The sequence below is a fragment of the Pedobacter jeongneungensis genome (genome assembly GCF_039538295.1).
Lineage (GTDB): Bacteria > Bacteroidota > Bacteroidia > Sphingobacteriales > Sphingobacteriaceae > Pedobacter > Pedobacter jeongneungensis.
Map to the genome: position 1 here is coordinate 517,150 of NZ_BAABBY010000003.1, position 19,418 is coordinate 536,567.

General features: G+C 41.4%; 9 protein-coding genes. All 9 read left to right on the forward strand.

What is annotated here, in order from left to right:
* Positions 1–43: 43 nt before the first annotated feature.
* The 9 genes from ABD769_RS08155 to ABD769_RS08195 all read left to right on the forward strand — a co-directional run bounded on the left by ABD769_RS08155 (position 44) and on the right by ABD769_RS08195 (position 19,361).
* Entirely contained in the window at positions 44–4,420 is a 4,377-nt protein-coding gene (locus tag ABD769_RS08155) for a CusA/CzcA family heavy metal efflux RND transporter (protein WP_344850918.1), read from the forward strand.
* 11 nt (positions 4,421–4,431) lie between these two features.
* A complete protein-coding gene (locus ABD769_RS08160; RefSeq protein WP_344850919.1) occupies positions 4,432–5,598 on the forward strand; it encodes an efflux RND transporter periplasmic adaptor subunit in 1,167 nt (388 codons plus the stop codon).
* A 641-nt stretch (positions 5,599–6,239) separates the two neighbouring features.
* On the forward strand, positions 6,240–6,947 hold the full coding sequence (locus ABD769_RS08165; RefSeq protein ID WP_344850920.1) for an RNA ligase family protein: 708 nt from the start codon (positions 6,240–6,242) through the stop codon (positions 6,945–6,947).
* On the forward strand, positions 6,934–8,040 hold the full coding sequence (locus tag ABD769_RS08170) for an AAA family ATPase (protein ID WP_344850921.1): 1,107 nt from the start codon (positions 6,934–6,936) through the stop codon (positions 8,038–8,040). Before ABD769_RS08165 ends, ABD769_RS08170 begins: the two co-directional genes overlap by 14 nt.
* A 389-nt stretch (positions 8,041–8,429) precedes the next feature.
* On the forward strand, positions 8,430–9,644 hold the full coding sequence (locus ABD769_RS08175) for a Pycsar system effector family protein (RefSeq protein ID WP_344850922.1): 1,215 nt from the start codon (positions 8,430–8,432) through the stop codon (positions 9,642–9,644).
* Positions 9,644–11,683 (forward strand): polyphosphate kinase 1, encoded by a 2,040-nt coding sequence (gene ppk1, locus ABD769_RS08180; RefSeq protein ID WP_344850924.1) that lies wholly within the window; start codon positions 9,644–9,646, stop codon positions 11,681–11,683. The genes ABD769_RS08175 and ppk1 overlap by 1 nt, the downstream gene beginning before the upstream one ends.
* A gap of 345 nt (positions 11,684–12,028) precedes the next feature.
* Positions 12,029–12,940 (forward strand): SdiA-regulated domain-containing protein, encoded by a 912-nt coding sequence (locus ABD769_RS08185; RefSeq protein WP_344850925.1) that lies wholly within the window; start codon positions 12,029–12,031, stop codon positions 12,938–12,940.
* 250 nt (positions 12,941–13,190) lie between these two features.
* Positions 13,191–16,796, forward strand: coding sequence for a BamA/TamA family outer membrane protein (locus ABD769_RS08190; RefSeq protein ID WP_344850926.1), 3,606 nt, complete (start codon positions 13,191–13,193; stop codon positions 16,794–16,796).
* Between the two features lie 141 nt (positions 16,797–16,937).
* The gene (locus ABD769_RS08195; RefSeq protein WP_344850927.1) at positions 16,938–19,361 is read left to right on the forward strand and encodes a GAF domain-containing protein; all 2,424 of its coding nucleotides are present in this window, start codon (positions 16,938–16,940) and stop codon (positions 19,359–19,361) included.
* Positions 19,362–19,418: the final 57 nt, after the last annotated feature.

Consider the following 19,418-nt stretch of genomic DNA (forward strand, 5'->3'; position numbering starts at 1 on the left):
TGCAGGCAATTGTGCTATTTATTAATTTTTGATTATACCCATAATGCTGAACAAAATAATACAGTTCTCCATCGGGCAGAAATTGCTGGTGGGGATTATGATGCTGGCGTTGATTGCCTGGGGCATATATTCCCTAAAGCAACTGCCAATTGATGCACTTCCCGATATTACGAATAACCAGGTGCAGATTATTACCAACTCGCCCAGCAACGGGGCAGAGGATATTGAAAGGTTTGTAACCTACCCGGTAGAGCAAACCATGGCTACGATCCCCGGAATTGAAGAAATCCGATCGTTTAGCCGCTTCGGACTTTCGGTGGTTACCGTTGTTTTTAAAGAAAATGTAGAAATTTACTGGGCCCGTCAGCAGGTAAGCGAACGCCTGGCCGAAGTAGAAAGGAACATCCCCAAAGGAATAGGAACACCCGAAGTTGCACCTTTAACCACCGGTTTGGGCGAGATTTACCAATATGTGATCCATCCTAAAAAAGGATACGAAAAAAAATATAATGCCACCGAACTCCGCTCCATCCAGGATTGGATTGTGCGCCGGCAGTTGTTAGGCGTAGAGGGGATCGCCGACGTGAGCAGTTTTGGGGGATACCTCAAACAGTATGAAATCGCGCTCAATCCCGATAAACTCCGGAGCATGGATATTTCCATCAGCGATATATTTACCGCCCTCGAAAAGAATAACCAGAACACTGGCGGTGCTTACATTGATAAAAAACCCAACGCTTATTTTATCCGGAGTGAAGGTTTGATTAACAGCATCGAAGATATCGAAAACATTGTGGTGCGCACCAATGCCAATAGCATCCCCGTATTGATCCGTAACGTGGCCGAAGTGAGGATTGGTGCAGCTACACGTTATGGCGCCATGACGAGGAACGACCAGGGTGAAGTGGTTGGTGCAGTAGTAATGATGCTTAAAGGTGCCAATTCATCAAAAGTGATTGCCAATGTGAAAGCCCGGATGGAACAGATTGCTAAAAACCTGCCCGAAGGTGTAGCAATAGAGCCTTTTATCGATCGCACAAAACTGGTAAACAATGCAATTGGCACTGTAGCCAAAAACCTGGCTGAAGGGGCATTGATTGTGATTTTTGTACTGGTATTGCTGTTAGGTAATTTCCGTGCCGGCTTAATTGTGGCTTCGGTAATTCCACTGGCCATGCTGTTTGCCGTATGTTTAATGAACCTTTTTGGCGTAAGCGGAAACCTGATGAGCCTGGGTGCAATAGATTTCGGACTGATTGTAGACGGTGCTGTAATTATTGTAGAGGCATCACTTCATCACCTCGGCCTCCGTAAAAACCGGAACCGTTTAAGCCAGCAGGAGATGGATGAAGAGATTTTCGAATCGGCCTCAAAAATCCGGAACAGTGCGGCTTTTGGAGAGATAATTATCCTCATTGTTTATCTGCCCATCCTTGCATTGGTAGGGATTGAGGGTAAAATGTTCAGGCCAATGGCACAGACTGTTGCTTTTGCCATCCTGGGTGCTTTTATTTTATCGCTTACTTATGTACCGATGATGAGCGCGCTGATTTTGAACAAAACCATTAGCACAAAAAGAAACATTTCCGACAGGATTATGGCTTTCTTCCAAAGGATATATACCCCGATGCTCAATTTTGCCATCAGGGCAAGGGTATTGGTGGTTGGCATCGCACTGGCATTATTTGCCATCTGTTTAATCATTTTCAATTATCTCGGGGCCGAATTTATCCCCACTTTAGAAGAAGGCGATTTCGCCGTAGAAACCCGTGTATTAACCGGCAGTAGTTTATCGCAAACGATTGAGGCCTCAACACGTGCCGCAAAAGTATTGAAAGCCAATTTCCCGGAAGTAAAGGAAGTAATCGGGAAGATCGGTTCGAGTGAAATCCCTACCGACCCGATGCCGGTAGAAGCCTGCGACCTGATGATCATCCTGAAAGATAAAAGCGACTGGACAAGCGCTTCAACAAGAGAAGAACTCGCACAAAAAATGCAGAAAAAGCTGGAGCAATACATTCCCGGGGTAACCTTTGGATTCCAACAACCTATACAGATGCGTTTTAACGAACTAATGACGGGTGCAAGGCAGGACGTGGTAATTAAAATTTACGGTGAAGATTTTGCCAAACTAAGCAGTTATGCGTCGAAAATTGGTGCAATTGCAGGTAAAATAGAAGGTGCGCAGGATGTTTATGTAGAACAGGCCTCGGGGCTTCCGCAGGTGATCATTAAATTCCACCGCGATAAAATAGCGCAGTTCGGCCTTAATATTGAAGATGTAAATACCGCTATCCGTTCGGGTTTTGCCGGTGAAGTGGCAGGTTTGGTATTTGAAGGCGAAAAACGTTTCGATATGGTGGTGCGCCTGGAAAAAGAGAACAGGCAATCGTTGGAGGATGTGAAAAATCTTTTCGTTACTGCACCCAAAGGTAACCAGATTCCGTTAGAACAACTGGCCGATATCGATTATAAAGAAGGCCCCAACCAGATCCAGCGCGATGATGCCAAACGCAGGATTACCGTTGGTTTTAACGTAAGGGGCAGGGATGTAGAGAGCATTGTAAAGGAAATTCAGCAGAAAATTGATAGCGATATTAAATTTTCGCCCGGTTATTATCCAACCTTTGGCGGTACTTTTGAAAACCTGCAGGCCGCGAATAAAAGGCTGGCCATTGCTGTTCCTTTGGCCTTGCTGCTCATTTTATTATTGCTCTACCTTACCTTTTCGTCCATTAAACATGCCCTGTTAATTTTTACCGCCATTCCTTTATCGGCCATTGGTGGGGTACTGGCGCTGTGGGCGAGGGGAATGCCTTTCAGTATTTCGGCAGGTATCGGTTTTATTGCGCTGTTTGGCGTGGCCGTACTCAACGGGATTGTACTGATCAGTGAATTTAACAGGTTAAAAAAAGAAGGAATGACAGATATAATAGAAATTATCAAAACAGGTACTTCGATCAGGCTCCGCCCGGTAATTATGACTGCATTGGTAGCCTCACTGGGCTTTTTACCAATGGCCATTTCGGGCGGAAGCGGTGCCGAAGTACAACGCCCACTGGCAACGGTGGTAATTGGTGGTTTGCTTTCCGCTACTTTGCTTACCCTTTTGGTACTGCCGATCCTTTACATGTGGGTAGAAAAAATGGGTAGCAAAAAAATCAAACTTGCACCGGTGGCTGGTTTGATGATTTTAATGGTTTCTCTTTTTGCTGCTCCTTCTGCAAAAGCACAAACACCGGGTTTAAGCTTAAACCAGGCGATATCATCAGCGTTACAACAAAACAAGGCAGTTAGCAGCGCCAGTTTAGGCGTAAGTTTGCAGGAACAGTTAAAGAAAACGACTTTCGAAATGCCCAAAACCGATGTTTCGATGATGTACGGCCAATACAACAGCCTGGTTAAAAACGATCAGAACTTTACTATTTCGCAAACCATTCCTTTTCCTACACTTTTTTCGGCAAATGCTGCCTTAGGAGGTGAAAGGATTAAAGCCAGCCGGTTTCAGGTAGCATCGACCAAAAATGAATTGGTTTATCAGGTAAAAACGGTTTATACGAATCTCCAGTACCTTTATTCGAAAGAGAAACTGCTTTTGCAGCAAGATAGTATTTATAAAGGTTTTGTGAAATCAGCATCGCTGAAATATAAAACCGGCGAAGGCAACCTGCTGGAAAAGGTAGCAGCCGAAACCCAGTTAAAAGAGGTGCAAAGTCAGCTGGAGCAGAATAGTGCCGATATCGAAATTTATAAAAGTCAGCTGTTTACTTTATTGGGAAGCAATACCGTGGAAATTGCTGAAAAGTACCTTCAGGAGAAAAGTATTGTTCCGGTATCGGATAGCACTTCGGTAAAAGAAAATCCATTATTGGCTTATTTCAGGCAACAGATTGTAATTGCCGATAAACAGCGGAAAGTGGAACTGGCAAAAGCGCTTCCTGATATTACGCTGGGTTATTTTAACCAGTCGCTTACCGGTTTTCAGAACGTAAATGGAAGCGAGATATATTTTGGCCAGAGTAAACGTTTTCAGGGCTTTCAGGTAGGTATGGCCTTTCCCTTGTTTTATAAATCGTATTCGGCAAAGGCTAAAGCGGCAGCCATCAGTAAAGATATTGCCGCGAGTGATCTCGATTTGCAGGAGCGCAGGCTAAGCGGACAATATCAGCAGATACTCCGCGAATACATCAAAAACAAAGATCGCTATGGCTATTTTCAAAGCTCCGCATTGCCCAATGCCGCATTGATTTTAAAGAACAGCCGCATTGCCTATCAGAACGGGGAGATCGGTTATTCCGAATACCTGCTCAACCTAAAACAGGTAAACAGCATTTACGAAAGTAATCTGATGGCTTTATTGCAGCTTAACCAAAGCATTAACCATATCGAATTCCTTACCGGTAATTCCAGTTCATTATAAAAAGTAGAAACATGAAATCCATATATCAATATTTAAGTCTGTTAACTTTAGCGCTGTTCCTCAGCGCCTGTGGGAGTCCTGAAGCAGAAAAAGCGCCGGAAAAAGAAGCTGTCCATGAAGAAAGCGACGTGGTTACTTTAACTCCTGAACAGCATAAACTGGCTGAAATTACCCTGGGCGAAATCGAACTAAAAGAACTGAGTGGCACAACCAAAGTAAACGGCATGCTCGATTTGCCGCCACAGAGCTTGGTTTCCATCTCCACACCATTAGAAGGGATTGTAAAGAGTACCTCTATGTTGCAGGGAATGCGGGTAAAAAAAGGCGAATTGGTTGCGGTAATGCAAAATCCCGAATTTATCCAGATGCAGCAGGATTACCTCGATTATAAAAGTCAGCTGCAGTTTTTAAAACAGGAGCTGGACCGGCAGGAAGAACTGGCCAAAGAAAATGTAAACTCCAGAAAAGCACTTCAAAAGGCCAGGAGCGAATACCAGAGTGTAAGTGCCAGGTTATTGGGGCAACGCTCTAAACTCTCGCTGATCAATATCAATTTCGCAGCTTTGGAAAAAGGGACGATTTTAAAAACCTTTAACCTGTATGCACCAATGGCCGGTTATGTTACCCAGGTAAATACGAATATCGGGGCTTTTGCAAGTACTACAGATGAGCTTTTCAAGATTGCCGATACCGAACATTTACATGCGGAGCTTACGGTATTCGAAAAGGATGTGCCCAAACTTAAAATTGGTCAGAAAGTGCGTTTTACCTTAGCTAATGAAGAAAAAGAACGCATGGCAACCGTACATTTAATTGGTAGGGAGATTAGTAAAGAACGCACTGTACAGGTGCATTGCCACCTCGATCAGGAAGATACGCAACTGCTCCCGGGCATGTACCTGAAAGCGTACGTAGAAAGCGGTGCCAGCAAAGTTGAAGCCTTGCCCGATGCCGCTATTGTAGAATTTGAAGGCAAAAAATATGTATTTATCGAGCAATCGGCCTCAAAACTGGCTTATCGTTACCGCATGATGGAAGTGAAAACAGATGTTGCCGAAAATGGCTACACGCAGGTATCATTTGCAGAAAAGGTAAGCAAACCTAAAGTGGTGGTAAAAGGCGCTTATGATTTGCTGAGTAAAGTGAAGAACGAAGAGGAAGAAGGCGAAGAACATTAGTTCATTAGTCATTAGTTTATTGGTCATTAGTTTATTGGTCATTTGTTTATTGGTAACTGCAAATTGCCAACTGTAAACTGGCTATGGTTAATTGTTTACCCTTCGACTCCGCTCAGGAGGTAACTGACTATGGACTGGCGACTAAGGACTTTGGACTACTTTCTTTTGTTCATTAGTTCACTGGTGACTGCAAATTGCCAACTGTAAACTGACTATGGTTAATTGTTTACCCTTCTACTCCGCTCAGGGATTAACTGTGCATGCCCAAATCCAACGCGATACGTCATCCTGAACTTGTTTCAGGATCTATTTTCTGTCATTCTGAACGTAGTGAAGAATCTTTTATTAATTGAGTGATTTTTGAAAATCTTGAAGGAAATAGTAAAGATTCTTCGTTGCACTCAGAATGACAAATTATAATAGTTAAGTCAGTAGAGATCTATCCCGAATATTCGGGACTGCGCTTCGGTCGAGATGACGACTTTTTTATTGACTCCCAACAATTTTCCCTACATTTGCTTCCGTATTAACAATATAAGTCTTTGAGTCATGTAATTTCATTTATACATCAATGTTAAAATGACCTTTCCCATCCGGGGAGGGAGTAATTACTGTTTATCTTTTATTTTACTGATTACAATATGGCTATTTCACAAAAATATGGTCGTACTTATCATTATCCGTTTTCGCCGGGAACAACGAGCGACGACAGGATACAGCACGACTATTGGGACAATATACAACAGATCTCAATACTTATACATACCGAAAAACTGGATGGAGAAAACAATTGTCTCTCCAAATATGGCGTTTTCGCCCGCTCGCATGCAGCACCAACAACTTCACCCTGGACAGAAAACCTAAGGCGGTTCTGGCAGCTGATCAAAAACGATCTGGGCGATCTCGAATTCTTTTTAGAGAACCTTTATGCTATCCATTCCATTAGGTACGAGAAACTGGAACATCATTATTATGTATTCGGTATCCGCGAAAATGAGCGTTGGTTGAGCTGGGAGGAAACACAGTTTTATGCAAATTTATTAGATCTGCCTACCGTTCCGGTTTTGAAAACAGAACCTGCACCGGTGGATCAGAAAGAGTTTGAAAAGGAAATGTTAAGCTTCGTTACAGGTTCGGGTACGTTTGATCCCTATGATGTATACGACAAAAGCAAAACAACAATGGAAGGCATTGTTAGCCGCAACGCTGATGGTTACTCAGTAGGTGATTTTGCTCAAAACGTATTTAAATACGTAAGAAAAGGGCATGTTAAAACAGATGAACACTGGACCAGAAACTGGAAACGTGCATCGCTATTAAACGAAGGAGGTAACCATGTGGACCTTTAGTAAAAACAAACAATGGAATGATCTCGAAGATCGTTTCGATTGGGTAAAAAGAATGAACGATGTGCCGCAGGATTCGCGCTACCATGCCGAAGGAAATGTGGCCATACATACGCAGATGGTTTTGGCTGCTTTAGAAAGTCAGGAAGCTTATAAGGCTTTGTCAGAGCAGGATCAGGAAATTTTATGGGCATCAGCTTTATTGCACGATGTGGAAAAATACAGCACCACTGTTTTCGAAACTGATGGAAGCATCACCTCTAACGGACATGCGCGTAAAGGAGCTCAATTTGCCAGACAATTGCTTTATATGGGCGGATTTACGCCTTTCGCTATCCGCGAGCAGATAGTAGGCCTGGTGAGGTACCATGGTTTACCAATTTGGTTATTCGAAAAACCTGATCCGCTTAAAGCACTCATTAAAGCCAGTATGGAGGTTAATACCGAATGGCTGGCGCTGTTGGCACGCGCTGATATGTTAGGACGGATCTGCAGCGATCAGGAAGAGATGTTGTATCGGATTAATTGTTTCGAAGAGTTTTGTAAAGAGCACAATTGCTGGGGTAACGCCCGGCAATTTGCCTCTAATGAAGCTAAAATGTATTATCTACAGCACGATGATGCTTTTGTAGATTATATCCCTTTCGAACAGTCGGTTGCTGAAGTGATATTAATGAGTGGATTACCTGGTGCAGGAAAAGATACCTTTATCAAACAGCACTATAAAGATTGGCCGGTAATCTCGCTTGATGCCATACGTATTAAAAGAGGGATATCGCCAACGGATAAAAAAGGCAACGGACAGGTAATTCAGGAAGCGAAAGAACAGGCCAGGGTTTACCTCCGTAAACAGCAATCGTTTGTTTGGAATGCCACCAATACCACCAGCCAGATGCGGATGCAACTAATAGAACTATTCAATTCGTACCGAGCAAAAGTGCGCATCGAGTATATCGAAGTGCCTTATCAGCAGTTGCACAGCCAAAATAAAAACCGTGATGCCATTGTGCCTGCAGCGGTTTTAGAAAGATTAGTTTATAAACTCGAAGTGCCGGCTTTATGGGAAGCACATCGAGTAGAGTATTGTGTGAAATGATTTATGTTTCATTGGTCATTAGTCATTAGTCATTGGTTTTGGTCATTGAAAACTGGCTATTGCTCAATGCAATACGTCATCCTGAATTTATTTCAGGATCTTTATACGGTCGTCATTTCGAACGGAGTGCAACGCAATCGGGAAATCTGTCAAGATAGATATCTCTCCTGAATATTCGGGACTGTGCTTCATTTGAGATGACGACTTTTTGATTTAAGACTATAGACTTCGGACTCCGGACTGAAGACTTCCAACTCCAAACTATTTCCATCATCAAAAAATAAACGTAATTTTATAATCATAAAAATCAAAACAATTTAAGTTAAAAAACATTTTAAAACAATGCATTTTCCCCAAAATAACTTATTATTACCCCCATATTTACGTTCATGAACTATAAACAATTGCAGGAAGATGTAAAAGAGCACGTTAGCGATTACTTCCATACCCATAACGATCCGCGGTTGGTTTATCATAATTTTGAGCATACCCAGGAAGTTGTAAACGCGGCTCAGCAGATCGCCAATCACTATCAGCTCAACGAGCAGGATTTTTTTACCGTTACCGTTGCAGCTTATTTTCATGATACCGGCTATTTTGAAGATGCCTTAAACCACGAAGCAAAAGGTGCCGAACTAGCCGATGATTTTTTAGCCAAACATAAGGTACACCAGGAAGTACGCGATAGCGTGAAAAGCGCTATTTTAGCAACTAAAATTCCACAGCAACCTAAGAACGAAATCGATAAAATCATCTGTGATGCCGACCTTTTTCACTTAGGCCTGCCCGATTTCCGTGCAAAAGGAAAACTGATGCACAAGGAAAACGAACTGATTTATAAAAAAGACATCAGTAAACTCGAATGGCGCAAAAAAGATATCCAGTTTATGGAATCGCACCATTACCATACCGATTATGCCAATTTGTTGTTGAGCGACCAGAAGCAGAAAAATATCGAAAAACTGAAAAGTAAACTCACCCCGCAGGAAGAAATCAGTACCGAACTCGAAGAACCTAAAAATTTTGCACCGGTAATTATCAAGGACAAAAAGAAAAAAGATAAAGACGACCGGCCTGATAAAGGTATCGAAACCATGTTCAGGATTACTTCGGCCAATAACCAGCGCCTGAGCGATATGGCCGATAATAAAGCACATATCCTCATTACCGTAAATTCGATTATGCTTTCGTTGATCGTGAGTTTATTGTTGAGGCGTTTAGAAGATCACGGCAACCTGATTATTCCGACTTTTATTTTATTGATGGTCAGTTTAACCTGTGTGGTGGTTTCCATTTTATCCACCCGTCCATCTATTCCAAAAGGAGAATTTACCCAGGAAGATATGGACAAGAAAAAAGTAAACCTCTTGTTTTTTGGTAACTTTTATAAAATGAGCCTGCCAAGTTATACCGAAGGCATGATTAAGGTAATGAACGATAAAGATTTTTTATACGGAACCCTTATTACCGATGTGTACTCGCAAGGGGTGGTGTTGGGCCGCAAATATAAACTGATCCGCCTGGCTTATAATATCTTCATGTTTGGCTTAATTGCAGCAGTATTGGCATTTGTAATTGCATACGCAGCGTACGGAAAACTTTAATGGAAACAACAACCGAAACCGCTTTTTTCAACAGGGATTTAAGCTGGCTAAAATTTAACGAACGTATTTTAATGGAAGCCGAACGTAAAACCGTTCCGCTTTTAGAAAGGATCAGGTTTTTATCGATATTTTCTTCCAACCTCGATGAATTTTACCGCGTGAGGATGCCTGTGCTGCTTGCCCTTGAAAAACTGAGCAATAAAGAAGATAACGATATTAAAATCGACGATAATTTATTGAATACCGCCAATCAGCTTATTTCTGATCAGCAACAACGTTACGGTAAAGTACTCAAGTCGGATCTTATTCCCGGACTTAAAGAGAATAAAATCAATCTAATATATGGTGAACCATTTCCAACAGCAATCCGGAAAAGCGTTACCAGGTATTTTTTGAGTCAGGTGATGGCCTTTTTACAGCCCGTTCACATTAACCAGGATACCAATTTTTTTCCTTCCAATAACGAACTCTATTTTCTCATTACCTTAAAAAAGAACGAGGAAACCGAAACGATAATTCTAAATATTCCTTCCAGTCAGTTGCCGCGTTTTTATAAGGTAGAAGCAGGCGAAGAAACCTTCATTGTTTTTCTGGATGATATTATTCGTTTCCATCTGGACAGGATTTTCCCCGAAGGAGAAATTACAGGTTGTTACAGTTTCAAGATTACAAGGGATGCCGAAATCGATCTGAAAGATGAATATTCTGGTAGTTTATCCGATCAGCTGGAGAAACAATTGCTGAAACGTGATTCAGGTCTGGCTACGCGCTTTCTTCACCAGCCAGGCATACCAGCCAATGTTTTCGAACTGCTCAAAAAATTGTTCAATCTTAAAAAAGCCAACAGGATAGAGGGTGGGCAGTACCATAACCTGAAAGATTTTATGGGTTTTCCGGTTAATTCTCCAAAACTATCCAACCAAAACTGGCCAAAACTCTGCAATACCGACCTGATTGAGGGCTCCTTAACCGAAGCCATTTATAAAAACGATATCATTGTACACACGCCTTACCAAAGTTACGACAGTGTGCTGCGTTTTTTTAACGAAGCAGCGATTGATGAAGATGTACGTGAAATATATGTGACGCTTTACCGCGTGGCCAGCGATTCTAAAATTGTAAATGCACTCATCAGCGCGGCCAAAAACGGTAAAAAAGTAACTGTACTGGTAGAGCTTAAAGCTCGTTTTGATGAAGCCAACAACATCAAATGGGCTAAAAAAATGAAAGAGGTTGGCGTTGATATCATCTACAGTGTTACCGCTTTAAAAGTACATGCCAAAGTGGCCCTGGTTAAACGAAAAACAGGCGACCGGATGCATTATTCGGGTTTATTTGCCACCGGAAACTTTAACGAAAGCACAGCTGCCTTTTATACAGATCATATTTTAATGACGGCCAATAAGGAAATGCTGCGTGAAGTAGAACTGCTTTTTATTTTCCTTGCCAAAAGGGTTAAACCAAGCGCTGCCAATCTGATTAATTTCAGGCATTTACTCGTGGCGCAGTTCAACCTGCAAACGGTTTTTCTGGAGCTGATCGACCGCGAAATTGAACATGCCAGACAAGGAAAACCTTCGGGCATTACCATTAAAATGAACAACCTTGAAGAAAAAGTACTGATCAATAAACTTTATGAAGCCTCGCAGGCCGGCGTAAAGATTGATATGATTGTAAGGAGCATCTGCCGCCTGATTCCGGGGGTAAAAGGCATGAGCGAAAACATCAAGGTTACCCGCATAGTTGATCGTTATTTAGAACATGGCCGCGTATTTATCTTTCATAACCTGGGTAAAAATGATGTGTACATGGGTTCTGCCGATTGGATGAACCGCAACATTTACCGCAGGATCGAAGTTTGTTTTCCCATTTATAATGAGCAGATTAAACAGGAAATGATAGAAATGATTGAAATCCAGAAACAGGATAATGTTCAGGCCGTTTGTATAGATGAACATATGGATAACAGTCCGGTTAAAACTGGCGGGGTTCTTGTTTCTTCCCAGCATGATATTTATGAGTTTTTGAAAAATAAATAAAGCGCCATGGGCTAAGTTGCCGTGGTCAGTGTCTCCACTGACCATAGGAGGTTACTTTTACTGATGGTCTGTGAAGACACAGACCATGGCAACCATGGCTTAACAATTAAACTTTACCCTTATGAAATACAATAAAACTTTTCTTGCCTCTGAAGCGAAGCAAAATGGAGAAATCTATCAAGCGATAACTAATCGTTCATAGATCTCTCCGCTACGGTCGAGATGACGGGTGAGTGGTTAAAAATAATAATAATAAACGCCGTGGTCCGTGTCTCCACGGACCACATACTTTTACCGATGGTCTGTGAGACACAGACCATGGACAGACAATTAAATTTTACCCTTATGAAATACAATAAAACTTTTCTTGCCTCCAGCTTTTTAATTGCCACTGCTTTTTTTAGTGTATCCTGTGTAAACGGTAACCGCGATGATAAAAAAGGCGATACAACCGAAGCAACCTCAACCAATGCAGCAGCAAAACCGGACTTCCCTTACGATCTGGCCAACCCCGTAAAATACAATATGCCGCATAATCTTTTCGAAATTTCGGGTATTGTATTTCATAACGGCGATCCCAAAGAAGTATTTGCCATTCAGGATGAAGACGGCGACCTGTTCCATTTAGGTTTGGGCGATAAAGAATCAAAGTTTACTAAATTTGGCGGCAAAGGCGATTATGAAGATGTTACCATTATCAAAAATTATTTCATTGTATTAAAAAGCAATGGCGAACTGCATACTTTCCCCATTTCGGAACTGAGCAAGCCAGAAGCCACCAACGTAACCAAAACCAAAGATCTTGTACCTAAAGCGGAGTATGAAGGATTGGCGGCCGATGAGAAAAACAACATGATTTACGTGTTAACCAAGGATAGTAAACCCGATTCTAAAGCCAAAGCATCCAGCATTTATGGCTTTAAAGTGGGCGATGATGGATCGTTAACCGCTGCCGGAGAATTCAGCCTTTCACATAAAGAAATCGAAAAAGCATCAGGAAGCTCAAAATCAAGGTTCCGTCCTTCAGCATTGGCTAAAAACCCAAAAACCAACGAGTGGTATGTACTTTCATCCGTAAATAAACTGCTGGTGATTACCGATGCTGATTTTAAAGTTAAAGCTATTCAGGCATTAGATCCGGGCTTATTCAACCAGCCCGAAGGCATTGCCTTTGATCGTGATAATAACCTGTACATCTCTAACGAAGGCGGAACCCTGGCCGCCGGTAATATTTTGTTGTTTAAAGTTAAGAAATAAGGTTTGGTGTTCTTGAATGTTCGTCATCTTGTAGATAAACCGTCATCTCGACTGAAGCGTAGCGAAATGCCTGCCCGTACAGGCGGGGAGAGATCTATCTCGAGGTAGATTTAGCTTCGCTGAGCCTTCGGGTTCCCGGCTGCGTTATACTCCGCCCGAAATGACGGTAATCAGAGAGGAGTGATAACTTAACGTTATGCTTGGAAAACAAAATAATTTAAAATAACTATCTTTATACAAATGCTACACTATGATTAAAAGATTTACCCTTTTTACCATCTTATTTTTAATCAATTACATTGTCTTTGCGCAGGATGATGTAAAATACCGAGTAATTCTTTTTGGTGATGCAGGCGAAATGAACCCTGCCCAAATGCAGGATTTAAAAAATGCGGCCAAGCAGATCCTCCCTAAAAAAACAACTGTAGTTTACCTCGGCGATAACATTTACCCTACCGGAATGGGCCTGCCGGGAAGTTTAGAAGAAGAAGAAACAAAAAAAATACTGCGTTCGCAGTTCGAACCGATGCGTAAAATGGGCGCTGCGGTTTACTTTGTTCCCGGCAACCACGACTGGGATAAATCCGGACCAAAAGGACTGGCAAAAATCAAAGCGCAGGATGATTACCTGAAAGCACAAAACGATCCGTTATTAAAACTGATTCCCGAAAACGGCTGTCCCGATCCTGTAGCTATAAAACTAACCGATAAACTAACCATTATTGCCTACGATAGCGAATGGTGGTTGTTTCCGTATAACAAAGCTAATCCAAATGGCGAATGCGATTGCCGTACCAAGGATGAGGTTTTGGTGAGGATGGAACAGTTGCTCGAAGAAAATAAAGATAAAGTAATCCTTTTAGCTTCGCACCATCCATTTCAGAGTTATGGCCCACATGGGGGGTATTTCAATTTAAGAAACCACCTTTTTCCATTAACCTCGTTAAATAAAAACCTCTACATTCCTTTACCGGTTTTGGGTTCCGTTTATCCTTTGCTTCGTTCCACTTTATTAAGTCCTGAAGATTTAAATCACCCGGCTTATAAAGATATGATCAAATCCGTAACAGGTGTATTTGGCGATTATCCAAATGTAACTTACGTTGCCGGCCATGAGCATGGGCTGCAGTTAATCAAAGGAAAACAATTGCAGATCATCAGCGGTTCAGGATCAAAAGTATCGCCTAATAAAGAAGGGAAAACCTCTCTTTTCCACGAAATGCAGCAAGGGTATGTTGTGGCCGATCAGTTGAAAAATAACGACATGCGCTACGAATACTATATCTATTCAGATACCAGTGTTAAACGCGTTTACAGTTACATTAAAAAGTTCGAGACCATTCCCCAAAAAGTGCGCAACAGGGATAAACCGATTACCGCAGATAGCATTTTTGTGCGCATCAAGCCGGAATATGATAGTGTTGGCCGTTTCCACCGTTACGTTTTTGGCGAAAATTACCGTAAAGAATATGCCGGAAAAACAAAGGTTCCTGTGCTGCGGGTTTCCCAGATGATGGGTGGTTTAAAAGCTACCCAACGTGGTGGAGGCAATCAATCGCGTTCATTGCGTTTAGAAGATAAAAACGGTAAAGAATATGTATTGCGCAGCGTAGAAAAATACCCCGAAGTGCTATTGCCTGCTGCCTTACGCGAAACTTTTGCCAAAGATGTAATTAAAGATAACATGTCGGCACAGCACCCCTTTTCGGCGCTTGTGGTGCCTGAGCTGGCCAAAGCAGGAGGCATTGCACACAGCAATCCGATTATCGGCTGGGTTTCTCCCGATGATAATTTAGGTGAGTTTGAACCCGCTTTTGCCAATACTCTATGTTTATTCGAAGAGCGTGAACCAACAGGAGAATCAGATAGTTCTCCCAAAATGGATAAAAAGCTTACTGACGATAACGACAATAAACTGGATGGCCCGGCCTGGGTAAGGGCAAGGGCATTTGATGTATTATTAGGCGATTGGGACAGGCACGAAGACCAATGGCGGTGGAAAGAAACCAAAACCAAAGATGGTTCCGTTTATTCGCCGGTTCCGAGAGACCGCGACCAGGTATTTTTCAGGTCGGATGGCTTTTTACAACGTTACACACAGTCATCTTCCTTATTACCAATGATGCAGGGCTACGAACGTGGCATCCAGAACATCAATTGGTTTTTATGGGAAGGCAGGGAAATCAGCAGCCGCTGGACTGCCAATATTGATGAAAAAGAATTTGATCAGATTGTAAAAGATTTCTGTGCAAATTATAACGATGCCGTTTTCGAAAAAGCATTGAAAAAATTGCCTGAGCCAAGTTATTCCTTACATCATGATGCCTTTCTGGCACAAATGCGCAACAGGATTGCCACTTTGCCAAAACTAATGAACCAGTATTATCACTTCTTTAACCGCGTTGTGGATATCGAGGTAACCAATAAAAATGAACTGATCCGGATTACCGATGCAGATGATAACGGTTTAAGGGTGAAAATAAATAAAATATCCAAAGAAGGAAATATCAAAGATGAACTCTTCGACAGGAAATTTGATCCTAAAGTAACCAGAGAAATCAGGGTGTACATGCACAACGGAAACGATAGCCTGATCCTGAACAATAAAAATTCTAATATCAAAATCAGAATCATTGGTGGCAAGGGCAATAAAGTTTACGATTTCGCCAGCAGCAACAGCTTGGTAAGGTTATACGGAAGAAAAGATAAAGCCACCTACAACGGTGATGATGCAGATAAAATCAGAAAAATAATCTCTAACGATACTTCAAATTTCAGTTATATCCCTAAAGATATGTACCGCCGCAATTCGTGGTTATTAAACGCAGGTTACAATCAGGATGATGGGGTATTACTGGGCTTAATCTACAAACAAACCAATCCGGGTTTTAGGAAACAGCCTTATGGCAATTCGCAAACCGTTTCTTTCCTCCATTCCTTTTCTACAAGAGCTTTTAGGTTCAACTATAAGGGCGAATGGTTAAAAGCATTGGGTAAAGGCGATATTGTGGTAAAAGCCGATGCTTTTGCACCAAACAATACCCAGAATTTCTTTGGTTTGGGCAATGAAACCCATTTTGATGAGCATGGTGATGACATCAGGTATTACCGTGCACGTTATAACCTCTATCAGGTTGATGCTGCCATCAGGTGGCGCAGGCCAAAATCTACTTTAAGCATTGGTCCGTCATATCAATATTATAAATACAATAAAGAAGATAACGACGGACGTTTTATTGAAAATCCATCACTGTTACATTCGGCTGATTCATTAACTGTCCGCAACGAAAAGATGTTTGCAGGAGCATTTGTTAATTTTACCAACAATACCCGCGATAACGACCTGTTGCCAACGCTGGGAAGTTATGTTGATTTTAAGTTGCTGGGTTATAAAGGTGTAAATCAGTATTCTAATTCTTACGGACAGTTTACAGCCAGCATTGCCTTGTATAAAAACCTCGATGGCAGAAAAAACTTCATTTTGGCAGATCGTTTTGGCGGTGGGGTAACCGTTGGTAAACCCGCTTTTTATCAGGCACTTTACCTGGGCGGGCAGGGCAATCTGCTCGGTTATCGTCAGTTTAGGTTTGCCGGAGAACACATGTTTTACAATAACTTAGAGCTTAGGGCAAAGCTCGGCGACCTGGTAAGTTATGTTTTACCCGGACAAATTGGCTTACTGGGCTTTTATGATGTTGGCAGGGTATGGAAACGTGACGAAGCATCAACAATATGGCACCACGGTGTAGGAGGGGGCGTTTATTTCGCTCCGGCATCACTCACGGTTGTGCGATTTGTAATGGGGCATTCTTCAGATGGCTGGTATCCATACGTTTCGCTTAATTTTAGGTACTAAATTTGTGTAACATATTTATAGATGTAATATCCAACTATTACGTTCAGCAGACGAACATTGCTTTAACGAGTGTGTATCTTTGCAAAGAATTAGTAATTAAACAGATAACTATAATTTTTACACTATAGCAAAACTTATACAATGAATACCAATGTAATACAGATACACAAAAACGAATGTATTCATTGCCAGGTAGAATCTTCTCTGTCTTTCCGCCCCCTTGTGGAGTATTTAAAAGGCAGGTTGAAAACAGAAAAATCGGTAAAATCAGAGTTTTACAGGTTTTTACTTCAAAAAATTGAAAAAGACGATGTGCTGCTTGGCAACATCAGTGCCGAAGAATTATCTAAATATAAAGATACCTTAGAATTAATTTTTACGATTCTAACCCCTTTAATGGATAACGAAGATGATTTGTTTTGGGCGTTAAGTACCCCGATTCCGGATCAGATTTTCTTTAGTACCAATGCATTCTATAGATTTTTTAAGGATCATGATCCTAAAAATAAGGTAACAAAAGATAACGAACCGGTTGAGAAAAAACAGCTTAAGTTTATCTATAACGTTATTTTAGGCCGTTTTTATAATTTTACCCCGGTACTGAAAAACGAGATCATTTATGCCCATATCAACCCCGAAACTAAACTTACGCAATACTACAATATCCAAACGGATACTAAATTTGTAGATATTCTGCATAAGGGCGATCTGCCTGAACTTAATTTCGAAGAACTGGGCAGGCATTTTCAGGGCGAAACCGAGCTGGAATATTTGGTGGAGCATTTGCCATTAAGTAATTTTCATTTCGAGGGCTTTAGCATTATTTCCATTACAGATGTAACGCTGCAACATGCTATCGATGGAATCCGTGATGCTTTGGTTGATCACAATTACCAGACTGAGGCTTATAAACATGTAATTCATGCTTTAAAAACACTGAGCGGCAATGGAAAAGTTGAATTTGGTTTAATGCCTTTTTTAACCGTGAACAACAAACTGGTTTTTGATAATCAGGAGTTTTCGCAAAGCATGTTAATCAATTCAGCAAAATCATCCAATCTCGAAGAGGAAGTTTTTTATTCGCTGGTAGAAAAATACAAAGAAAACCCGCGGGCAATCTTTGTAAGCGCCATTAACGACGATCAGATTACCAAAGATCCGTTTTTAAGGGTTTTAAAAGCGGCTGGCGTTTGTTCTTATTCGGTGTTGCCAATTTATTACAATAACCAGTTGGCTGGTGTTTTAGAGGTTTATTCGGAAGAGGAAGTGTTGGTTGATGATAAACTGTTGTCGAGGTTACGTCCGGCTATGCCTTTAATTGGTCAGCTTTTCCAATACAGTATCGAAGAGTTTGATGCCAAAATGGATGAGGTTTTGATGGATAAATTTACCGCTTTGCAACCTTCAGTTCAATGGAAGTTTAACGAAGCCGTTTGGCATTTTCTTCAGAACAACGGAAACCAGAAATTAAAGGAAATTGAAACAATTACCTTTAAACACATGTACCCGTTGTTTGGTGCCATTGATATCCGTAATTCAACTATTGAGCGTAATAAGGCTTTAAAGGATGATATGGAGGTGCAGTTAAACAGCCTGATTGACACTTTGAAATCTATCCGTAAGCATGTTTCTTTGGAACTCACCGATAAATTGTTGTTCAACTGTAAGGATTGGATCAAACAGATCGGAAATTTTGCTTCTTCAAACGAAGAAAACAAGCTGAACGAGTTTTTGGAGATGGAGGTTTATCCGTTTTTATCGATTATAAAAGGGAACTATCCGGCAACTGCAGAATTTGTAGACCGCTATTTTGAGGTAATTGTGCCTCAAACAGGTGCTGCCTTTGCCAACCGCAGGCAGCTGGAGGTTTCCATGCAGTTGATCAATACTGAAGTGAGCCAATACCTCGAAAAATCGCAGGCAAATTTACAGGCTTCATATCCTTGTTATTTTGCTAAATTCAGAACGGATGGTGTAGAATACGACATTTACATTGGTCAGGAAATTGCACCCGATAAACCTTTTGATCTGTTGTATTTAAAAAATATCCGTTTGTGGCAGTTAACTTCCATGGTCGATATTGCACGTTTATCGAAAGGATTAATCAGCGAAATGCCGCGTTCATTGGAAACCACTCAGTTGATTTTCATTCACTCAAACGCGATCGATATCAGCTTTAGGAATGATGAACGCCGTTTTGATGTAGAAGGTGCCTATAACATCCGTTACGAGGTGGTGAAAAAACGTATCGATAAAGTATTAATTAAAGGTACAACCGAACGTTTAACACAGCCCCATAAAATTGCCATGGTGTATTTCAATCCTGAAGAAGCCAAAGAATATATGGAGTATATCAAGTACATGCAGGTGCAGGGGTATTTAAACGACGATTTAGAGCAACTGGAACTGGATGAACTGCAAGGTGTTTCTGGTTTGAAAGCTTTAAGGGTAGGTGTAAAATACTTAGAGAATAAAACAACTGCCAAAACTGATGTTGCAAAAAAGCTGAAACCAAAAGAGCTGAAATCTATCGAGAAAGAGATCGCTAAGGTGCTGCAAAGATAATGATCGTTTTGTTATAAAGACCCTGAAATAAATTCAGGGCGACGTCACTAAATTAAA

Coding starts and splice junctions, on each gene's coding strand:
- ABD769_RS08155 (WP_344850918.1), top strand. CDS start 44: ATGCTGAACAAAATAATACAGTTCTCCATCGGGCAGAAATTGCTGGTG.
- ABD769_RS08160 (WP_344850919.1), top strand. CDS start 4,432: ATGAAATCCATATATCAATATTTAAGTCTGTTAACTTTAGCGCTGTTC.
- ABD769_RS08165 (WP_344850920.1), top strand. CDS start 6,240: ATGGCTATTTCACAAAAATATGGTCGTACTTATCATTATCCGTTTTCG.
- ABD769_RS08170 (WP_344850921.1), top strand. CDS start 6,934: ATGTGGACCTTTAGTAAAAACAAACAATGGAATGATCTCGAAGATCGT.
- ABD769_RS08175 (WP_344850922.1), top strand. CDS start 8,430: ATGAACTATAAACAATTGCAGGAAGATGTAAAAGAGCACGTTAGCGAT.
- ppk1 (WP_344850924.1), top strand. CDS start 9,644: ATGGAAACAACAACCGAAACCGCTTTTTTCAACAGGGATTTAAGCTGG.
- ABD769_RS08185 (WP_344850925.1), top strand. CDS start 12,029: ATGAAATACAATAAAACTTTTCTTGCCTCCAGCTTTTTAATTGCCACT.
- ABD769_RS08190 (WP_344850926.1), top strand. CDS start 13,191: ATGATTAAAAGATTTACCCTTTTTACCATCTTATTTTTAATCAATTAC.
- ABD769_RS08195 (WP_344850927.1), top strand. CDS start 16,938: ATGAATACCAATGTAATACAGATACACAAAAACGAATGTATTCATTGC.